Source organism: uncultured Salegentibacter sp., assembly GCF_963972535.1.
Lineage (GTDB): Bacteria > Bacteroidota > Bacteroidia > Flavobacteriales > Flavobacteriaceae > Salegentibacter.
On the sequence record NZ_CAXAVR010000101.1, the window covers coordinates 1 to 9343 of the forward strand.

Genomic DNA, 9343 nt, shown 5'->3' on the forward strand with positions numbered 1-9343 from the left:
CTAAACGCAGGTTGTAAAGAAGCCGGAGCCTACCACAATACCGGGGAAGGCGGACTTTCGCAATATCACAAAAAAGGAGCCGATGTGGTTTTTCATTTTGGAACCGGATATTTTGGAGTTCGCGATGAAAATGGAAACTTTTCTATGGATAGAATGGTAGCGCTTGTAAAAGAGAATCCTCAAATCCGCGCTATTGAAATTAAACTTTCGCAGGGTGCAAAACCTGGAAAAGGCGGCGTGCTGCCTGCTTCAAAAATTACTAAAGAGATTTCTGAAATTAGGCACGTTCCTATGGGGCAGGACATCCTGTCCCCTCCAAATCATTCTGCTTTCGACAATATTCCAGAATTGGTAGATTTTATTGAAGATATCGCTGAAGCAACCGGACTTCCGGTAGGGATTAAATCGGCCGTGGGAAGGTTAAATCAATGGGAAGAACTTGCCGCTCTTATGGCAAAAACCAAACGAGGACCCGATTTTATTACTATTGACGGTGGCGAAGGCGGAACCGGGGCTGCGCCTCCAAGTTTTGCCGATCACGTTTCACTACCCTGGATTTACGCATTTACCGATGTTTACCAAATATTCTTAAATGAAGGAATTACCGATAGAATTGTCTTTATTGGAAGTGGAAAACTCGGGTTTCCTGCAAAAGCCGCAATGGCCTTTGCACTGGGCGCAGATTGTATAAATGTGGCCAGGGAAGCAATGATGAGTATTGGATGTATACAGGCGCAGGCCTGCCACAATAACACCTGCCCTACCGGCGTGGCTACCCAAAACAAATGGTTGCAGGCGGGGATTAATGTAAAAGACAAGGCCCGGCGGGTAAATTATTATTTTACCAAGTTTAGAAAAGAGCTTTTAGAGATTACCCATGCCTGCGGTTACGAGCATCCTTCACAATTTACTATGGACGATGTAGAGATAAATTTAAGCGATAAGAACCTGGCAAAAACCCTGGCCATCACTTTTGGATATCATAAAGAAAAAGTACCTTTCGACGGTATTCAAATGCATATGGATAGCCCACATCTGGGTGGCATTCAGAAGCAAAAAGAAGTGACAACCAAAGAAGCTGAAACCGAAGAAACCGCACCCCATAATAAAAACGAATGAACCAGATAGAACTTTCTCAAATACTTTTAGCCATTTTACCGGCTTTAATTGTTGGTGTAGTAGCCTTTTATTTTTTTAGTTCCTATAACAAAAATGAAGAGAACAGAAGACGTTTTCTTTTGCATAGAGAAAACCAGAAAACCGCGCTTCCTTTAAAGTTGCAGGCTTACGAAAGGATGACGTTATTTTTAGAAAGAATTTCACCCGGAAAAATTTTATTTAGAGTAAAGCCTAATTCTAATGATAAAGAAGCTTATGAGCGGGCATTAATAAATACTATTGAACAGGAATTTGAGCACAACCTTGCGCAACAAATCTATCTTTCGGTTGAATGTTGGGATTATATTAAAACCGCTAAAAATGCTACTATTGGTATTATTAGAAAGGCTAACCAACAGGAAGGAGTTACTGATGCCGATAAATTAAGAGAAATAATTCTTAAAAATTTAATCGAAAAACAATCTCCTACTGAAGCTGCAATCGCTTACCTAAAAAACGAGGTAAAACGCTTTATTTAAAACAATCCGAAGAAACTTTTGCGTTTGGTAGCCAAAAATTGCAGATGCTTCTCTTTGGCGTGATCGTAACCTTGCTGCCACCATTCTCCCATTAACTTTTTATTGAAAACCAATGAGTTTTCAGTCAGTTTTGTAGGCGTGTAATAGGTATTTAGTTTTACTTTTTTGTTTAAAGCGGCTAGTTTTCCTTCTACAATATCGTGGTATTCTACCTGGTCCAGTAAAAACCCAAAAAGGTTAATCATTAAAGAAAACGGATTTTTCCCCAAAACCTTATTATACTCCATATTTTCGGCTTCAAGAATAATCGCATCCACTTCAGTAGCCCCTCGTTTTATAGCTTCTCTAATAGGCACCACACATCCAAGTCCGCCATCGGCATATTCAAATCCGTCTTTATTGGCAAGGCTCATAAACGGAATATAATTACAACTTATCCAGATCCAGTCACAAAAATCTTCATAAGCAAAATCGTTAATCGACTTATATTCTACGCGGTTTTTAGATAAATTAGAAACCGTAACAATCACATCTTCTACCTGATTTTTAAGCTTATCAAAATCTTCTTCAGAAAAATTCTTTTTAATATGTTTTCTAAGGTTCTGGCTTTCTCCAAAAGTTCTTTTCTTCCGCACAAATTGCCAGAACATATTAAAGTAATTAATAGTCACATACTCCCTACCTTCTTTGCGCTTCACCACAAAAGGATTTATGCTAAAAATTTTACGCTGATTTACATTGGTGTAAATCTCGTAAACCTTATCTATATTCCCCATCGCGAGGTGCGGAATAAGCAAGCTCCCGGTTGAAGTGCCCAGAAATAAATCGTATTTCTTGCCTTCCTCCTGAATTAAATATTGAGCAACGCCTCCTGCGAAGGCGCCTTTACTGCCCCCGCCAGATATTACCAGTGCACGCATTAAGGTTCAATTTGATTAATTTCCTCGCTTTTTTCTTCGGCAAATTTATAACCGCTTTTCCACCAGGATTTCATTTGCTTTTCATCAAAAATAAGGGAATTGGTAGTTAATACCGTAGGCGTGTAGTAAAAATTTATTGTTACATTTTTATTGGCAGCAGCAAATTTCCCTATTTTAATATTTTGTGCCTCTATTCTATCTAACATAAACCGAAACAAATTTGTAATTAATCCAAAGACATTTTTAGAGGGCATTCTATTATAAAAAGTAGCTTCAGTTTGTAAAATAATCGCGTCAATGTGGGTGGCGCCTCGTTTTATTGCTTCTTCAATTGGCACCATGGTACCCAAACCACCATCGGCATATTCGCAACCATTTTTATACACTAAACTCATAAAAGGCGTGTAATTACACGAAATCCAAATCCATTCACAAAACTCTTCGTATTCAAAATCTTTAATAGATTTATATTCAACGGTATTTAAAGAAATATTTGAAACAGTTACTACAATATCTTTTGTTGAAGCTTGTAAACTCAAGAATTCCTCTCTGCTTAGAGTCGCTTCAATAAGTTTTTTAAGGTTTTTACTTTCGCCAAAAGTCTTTTTCCCTTTTAGAAAATTAAGAAGTACGTTTAAGTGATTTATGCTAATTTGATCGTAACCGTGACGCCTTTTTATAAGAAAAGGGCGATTGCTAAAAATACTACTTTGATTTACCGTAGTATAAATGTCTTTTATCTTTTCACACTTATTTAAAGCAAGATGAGAAATAAGTAAACTGCCGGTAGAAGTTCCCAGGTAAAGATCGTAATCGCGTTGTAATTCTTCTATTAAATACTGGGCTACCCCACCGGCAAAAGCGCCTTTACTGCCACCTCCCGATATTACCAATGCCCGCATTAATTGAGTTTTGTTTGCAAATAATCCTGCTCTTTTTGAGAAAGACTATCTTTTAAATCTAAGAATTTTTGCCGATATTCTTCGTTTTTAAGCAGCTCATTTAATAACTGCCGGGAATAATTTCTAAACCTGTATGTTGGGTGCTGGGTTCCCTGCATCAGGTCCATCAAATTTTGATTAGTGAAACTGTTTATCTGGTATAAATAACCAAAAGCATTTTCTCTTACTTCAATGGGAAAATGAGTAGCGGTATAACCCGAAAGTTCGTTATATGTTTCCTGTTGTTTCTTAGGCTCGTATGTGGGAGTTACCAGGTTTAAAGTAAGCCAAAGCATACGTACATTTTTATTGGTAAATCCTTCAATTCCCTTTGTTTTATCTAAATAAGTAGAAACTTCCTGGGGAAAATTCATCCATAATTTAAGTAATGCAGCTTCTTTTGTAATATAAGATTCATCGTTAAGCAAAGATTTAAAATCTGATTTTAATTCCTGCGGAATTCTCTCCATACTTGTTGCGATAGCCTGGCGCACATAAATATTGTTGGTTTCAAATGCTTTTTTGTAGAGATTTATAGCTGAAGCTGAAGTTTCACCTTCTAATTGATAAACCACTTCCTGCCCCGTATAATCATTTACCGGGAAATTCAGTTCTGCACTTAAAACTTCTTCCTTTTTCTCTAAAGCTGTTTCGCGAAGCGCCAGTACATTTAAATGATTTTGAATAAATTCTGAATTCTTTAAAGAGTTTAAAGCCGCAAAACCCTGAAAAGCGGTTTGGTTTAACCATTTCGCCATAAAGTCAGATAAGCTAACATTGGCAGCGGCTTCAACCTCAGCAATAAAATTTTCTGTGGTAGCAGTTTTGAATTTGTAACGTTCTAAATAATTTTTTACCGCTTTCTTAAAAGCCTCATCTCCCACTCGTTCACGCAAAATATGCAAAACCCAGGCCCCTTTTTGATAATAGGTTAACGATGTTGCGCCTGCTTTGGTCACTGGCTCACCTCTTCCGCTATCACTTAATTCTTTAAGTTTTTCACCAGATTCGTAAAGTTGCCAGTAATAGTAATCATCTCCAAAGATTTCACGTTCGGCCAGCAGCGCGTAATAAGTAGAAAATCCTTCGTGTAGCCAGTGATCGTTATTAGTTTCTGCAGTCACTAAATTTCCAAACCATTGGTGCGCCAGTTCGTGGGCATTTACACTCACATAATTTCGGTCTATAAAACCTATCGAATCTGTAATAAAAGCGTGGTCAAAAATAGTAGCCGTAGTATTTTCCATTCCAGAATAAAGAAAATCGCGTACCGGTGCCTGCTTGTAATTTTGCCAGGGGTATGCTACCCCAATTTCGGTTTCGAGAAAATCAAAAATTCCTTTACTGTGCCTATAAGTCGGTTCCATATTTTTCTTTTCTGAAACCGGCATATAAAACTGTAAAGAAACCCCTGAAGCAGATTCCCTTTCTTCCACAACATAATTTGCCGCTGCAAAAGCCAGTAAATAACTGCTCATAGGCTGCTGCATATCAAAACTCCAACTTTTTAAAGAATCACTAACCGATGTACCAGAAAGTTTTCCGTTGGCCATCACTTTTAAATCATTCGGAAAATGATACGTGATATCAAATTCTACTTTTTCCCGCTGATCATCAAAAGAAGGCAACCAATTAGACGTGTATTTCCCCTGTCCCTGCGTCCATATTTGTTTTTGTGCCTTTATAGAATCGGCAATATTCCAGTTAATAAAATAAACCGCTTCTTTTGGTCTTACAGAATATTTAAGTTGAAGAGAATTATTTTCTGATGGATTTATTTCATTTTCTATCCAAATACTTCCCCCGGAATTCCTGAAGTTTTTTTGTTCCCCGTTCAGCAAAACCTCATCAAAATTCATATTACGCGCATCAACATAAAAGGAATCGATGCTTTTTAAAACATTAAAACTATAAGTTATCTCCCCCGTAATCTCCTCGCTAACAGTATTTACAAAGACATCTGCATCAGCTTTTATAAAATCTATGTTTTCAACTTGATTAAGGGAATCTGCAATGGGAGCCTGGCTATAAAAGTTCCAGCTACAGCAAAAAAGGAGGGCGATAAATGAATATTTCATACTAAAAAACTACAGGGCACAAATTACAAAAACTGGATAAATTTAATCGCTGAAAATTTCAGGTTTAATTTTTAAGCGAAATTCAGCCTAAAAAACCTGATTTTAATATCTTCGTTTGCATGAACGCCAATATTTTGCAAACACCCATAGATTATCTAAAAGGGGTAGGCCCAAACCGCGCCGATCTACTGCGGAAAGAACTTGGCATTCACACCTACCAGGATCTTTTAAATTTATTTCCAAACCGTTACCTGGACAAAACCCGATTTTATAAAATAAACGAGTTGCAAAGAAACTCGGCTGAAGTGCAGGTGGTAGGCAAAATTACCCATATAAGAAGTGTAGAACAAAAACGCGGCAAGCGCCTGGTAGCCGATTTTATTGATGATACCGGAAAAATGGAACTGGTTTGGTTTCGTGGGCAGAAATGGATTCGGGAAAATTTAAAGATCAACACACCTTATGTTATTTTTGGAAAAACCAATTGGTTTAACGGTCTTTTTAGTATGCCGCATCCAGAAATGGAACCGGTAGAGGAATATAAAAAGCAATTGCGTACCGCGATGCAGCCAATTTATCCTTCTACAGAAAAACTGGCAAAATCGGGCATTACCAACCGGGTTATCAATAAACTGATGCAGCAGCTTTTTATTGAAACCAAAGGGAAATTCTACGATACGCTTTCTGAAGAAATCACTACAGAGTTAAAACTTATTCCAAAAGCAGAAGCCGTATTTAATATTCATTTTCCTCAGAGCCAGGAACTGCTGGCTAAAGCACAATTCCGCTTAAAATTTGAAGAACTATTTTATATTCAGCTGCAATTGTTGATTAAAAATATGCTTCAGAAGCAAAAAATAAAAGGTTTTGTTTTTGAAGAAATTGGGCAGAATTTCAGTGAATTCTATAAAAACCATCTTCCTTTTGAACTTACGGGTGCTCAAAAACGAGTAATTAAAGAAATTAGAGCCGATCTTGGCAGCGGTGCGCAAATGAACCGTTTGCTGCAGGGCGATGTAGGCTCAGGAAAAACCATTGTGGCCTTAATGTCTATGTTTATTGCGCTAGATAATGGTTTCCAGGCCTGCCTAATGGCACCTACAGAAATTCTCGCCATTCAGCATTATAACGGTCTAGTAGAACTTTGCGAAAACCTGGACACCAGTATTTATTTACTTACCGGTTCTTCCAAAACTAAAGCCCGCCGCGAAATTCACGAAAAGCTTGAAAATGGGGAAATAGATATTCTAATTGGTACTCACGCTTTGCTGGAAGACAAAGTAAAATTTAAAAATTTAGGGCTGGCAGTTATAGATGAACAACATCGTTTTGGCGTAGCGCAACGGGCCAAATTATGGCGAAAAAACCAGGTGCCACCCCATATTTTAGTGATGACCGCTACTCCAATTCCAAGAACCTTAGCGATGAGTCTTTATGGCGATTTAGACATTTCGGTAATAGATGAATTACCACCCGGCAGAAAACCAATTAAAACCGTACATCGTTATGACAGCAACCGACTTAAAGTTTTCGCTTTTATAAAAGATGAAATAAAAAAAGGTCGGCAGGTATATATCGTTTATCCATTGATCCAGGAATCGGAAAAAATGGATTATAAAGATTTAATGGATGGTTATGAAAGTATTGCCCGGGAGTTTCCAGATAAGCAAATTTCTATAGTTCATGGCCAGATGAAATCGGACGCCAAAGATTATGAAATGGAGCGTTTTGTACGAGGCGAAACTCAAATTATGGTCGCCACCACTGTAATTGAAGTTGGAGTAAATGTCCCAAATGCCAGTGTCATGATTATTGAAAGTGCCGAACGATTTGGGCTTTCACAGCTTCACCAGCTGAGAGGACGTGTAGGCCGTGGTGCCGAACAGAGTTTCTGTATTTTAATGACGGGTCACAAATTATCTAACGACAGTAAAACCAGGTTGGAAACCATGACCGCAACCAACGACGGATTTGAGATTGCCGAGGTTGATTTAAAATTACGAGGCCCCGGCGATATTATGGGCACCCAGCAAAGCGGTGTTTTAAATTTAAAGATCGCCGATATTGTTAAGGATAATGACATCCTAAAATTGGCGCGACATCACGCTATGAAGATTTTAAAAGAGGATTCTAACCTCTCTATGGAAAAGAATAAAGTGCTTCGTTTTACTTACGCGCAGGTGGCAAAACATAAAAATATCTGGAATTATATTAGCTAGACTTAAGGTTTAAAAAAATGATGAATCTTCTTCCTCATTCTTAATTCTCACATTTCTTAAAATAAGGCATAAAATTAAAATTTGAAATTATGCCAAAACTATTCGTAATACTATCTTTGCGAACTGAAAATATTGAGACATGAAAATTTCATATAACTGGCTTAAACAATTTATTAAACTTCCCGAAGATTCGGAGAAAACGGGAGAATTACTCACCGATCTTGGCCTTGAAGTAGAAGGACTACAGCCTTTTCAAAGCATTAAAGGTGGTCTTGAAGGTATTGTTGTGGGCCACGTGCTGGAATGTAAAAGTCATCCAAATGCTGATAAGCTACAACTTACTAACGTAGATCTAGGAAATGGCGAGCACGTACAAATTGTTTGCGGTGCACCCAATATTGGTGCTGGGCAAAAAGTTCCTGTAGCGACTATTGGTACAACTCTCTATGATGAAAAAGGTGAAGCCTGGCCAATTAAGAAAGGTAAAATTAGAGGTGAAGCCAGTTACGGGATGATTTGCTCTGAAAAAGAACTTGGCCTGGGACAAAGCCATGAAGGAATTATGGTGATGCAAGACGACCTAATTCCCGGAACTCCTGTTGCCGAAATTTTTGATGTTGAAAACGACCAGGTTTTTGAAATTGGTCTTACTCCAAACCGTGCCGATGCAATGAGCCACTGGGGCGTTGCCAGAGATCTAAAAGCCGGTTACACCCAACAAGGAAGGAATTTAGAACTAATCACCCCTTCAGTTAGTAGTTTTCATGTAGACAACAGAAGTTTAAAAGTACAGATACAGGTAGAAGATTCGGCGCTGGCACCGAGATATTGCGGAGTAACCATTTCTGGACTTAAAATAGAGGAATCACCAAAATGGCTTCAGAATAGGTTAAAGGCAATAGGTCTTGGCCCAAAAAACAACGTGGTAGATGCTACCAATTACGTGATGCACGAGCTTGGGCAACCGCTTCACGCATTTGATGCTGCAAAAATTGCTGGTAACGAAATCAATGTAAAAACATTAGAAAAAGGCACAAAATTCACCACTTTAGATGAGGTAGAGAGAGAACTTCACGAAGAAGATCTTATGATTTGTGATGCCGAAAAACCGCTTTGTATTGCAGGAGTTTTTGGTGGTGCTACCAGCGGAGTAACCCAGGCTACCACACAAATCTTTTTAGAAAGCGCCTATTTTAACCCGGTGAGCGTTAGAAAAACTGCAAAAAGACATGGTTTAAATACCGATGCTTCTTTTAGGTTTGAACGAGGAATAGATCCTAACATTACCGAATATGCTTTAAAACGCGCTGCTCTTCTAATTACAGAAATCGCTGGCGGTGAAGTAACCAGTGATATTGATGATCTTTATCCTAAGAAAATTGAAGATTTCCAGGTTTTCCTAACCTTTGATAAAGTGAATAAACTAATTGGGGAAAATCTTGAAGAAGAAACTATAAAATCTATCCTTGCGTCGCTTGAAATTAGGGTAAACAATGTTACCGAAACCGGGATGGGACTTACCATTCCTTCTTATCGCGTAGACGTGCA

Annotated in this window: 7 protein-coding genes; 4 read left to right on the plus strand and 3 right to left on the minus strand. The window is 38.2% G+C overall.

Going from position 1 to position 9343, the window contains the following annotated elements:
• Positions 1-1119, plus strand: a 1119-nt coding sequence (locus AACZ30_RS11050; RefSeq protein ID WP_339649374.1) for an FMN-binding glutamate synthase family protein, incomplete at its 5' end; no start/stop codon positions are given.
• Entirely contained in the window at positions 1116-1637 is a 522-nt protein-coding gene (locus tag AACZ30_RS11055) for a hypothetical protein (RefSeq protein ID WP_208224758.1), read from the plus strand. The genes AACZ30_RS11050 and AACZ30_RS11055, both read left to right, overlap by 4 nt.
• Here the strand turns inward: AACZ30_RS11055 and AACZ30_RS11060 are convergent.
• The 3 genes from AACZ30_RS11060 to AACZ30_RS11070 are packed head-to-tail and all read right to left on the minus strand — an operon-like array spanning position 1634 to position 5576.
• Positions 1634-2557: a patatin-like phospholipase family protein gene (locus AACZ30_RS11060; protein WP_208224757.1), complete on the minus strand. Its 924-nt coding sequence runs from the start codon at positions 2555-2557 to the stop codon at positions 1634-1636. The two genes, AACZ30_RS11055 and AACZ30_RS11060, sit on opposite strands and share 4 nt — an antisense overlap.
• Positions 2557-3459, minus strand: a complete 903-nt coding sequence (locus AACZ30_RS11065; protein WP_339649378.1) for a patatin-like phospholipase family protein — start codon at positions 3457-3459, stop codon at positions 2557-2559. Before AACZ30_RS11065 ends, AACZ30_RS11060 begins: the two co-directional genes overlap by 1 nt.
• Positions 3459-5576, minus strand: a complete 2118-nt coding sequence (locus AACZ30_RS11070; RefSeq protein WP_339649380.1) for a M1 family metallopeptidase — start codon at positions 5574-5576, stop codon at positions 3459-3461. Before AACZ30_RS11070 ends, AACZ30_RS11065 begins: the two co-directional genes overlap by 1 nt.
• 119 nt (positions 5577-5695) lie before the next feature.
• Here AACZ30_RS11070 and recG point away from each other — a divergent pair, with 119 nt between their 5' ends.
• Both recG and pheT read left to right on the plus strand, forming a co-directional pair.
• Positions 5696-7795 carry an ATP-dependent DNA helicase RecG gene (gene recG, locus AACZ30_RS11075; RefSeq protein ID WP_339649382.1) on the plus strand — a complete coding sequence of 700 codons (2100 nt, stop codon included), beginning with the start codon at positions 5696-5698 and terminating at the stop codon, positions 7793-7795.
• A 139-nt stretch (positions 7796-7934) separates the two neighbouring features.
• Positions 7935-9343 (plus strand): phenylalanine--tRNA ligase subunit beta (gene pheT, locus AACZ30_RS11080; RefSeq protein WP_339649384.1); only part of this gene is annotated, 1409 nt, incomplete at its 3' end.

Excerpts from the sequence above, each read along its gene's own strand:
- AACZ30_RS11055 (WP_208224758.1), top strand. The coding sequence starts at position 1,116 with ATGAACCAGATAGAACTTTCTCAAATACTTTTAGCCATTTTACCGGCT.
- recG (WP_339649382.1), top strand. The coding sequence starts at position 5,696 with ATGAACGCCAATATTTTGCAAACACCCATAGATTATCTAAAAGGGGTA.
- AACZ30_RS11060 (WP_208224757.1), bottom strand. The coding sequence starts at position 2,557 with ATGCGTGCACTGGTAATATCTGGCGGGGGCAGTAAAGGCGCCTTCGCA.
- AACZ30_RS11065 (WP_339649378.1), bottom strand. The coding sequence starts at position 3,459 with ATGCGGGCATTGGTAATATCGGGAGGTGGCAGTAAAGGCGCTTTTGCC.
- AACZ30_RS11070 (WP_339649380.1), bottom strand. The coding sequence starts at position 5,576 with ATGAAATATTCATTTATCGCCCTCCTTTTTTGCTGTAGCTGGAACTTT.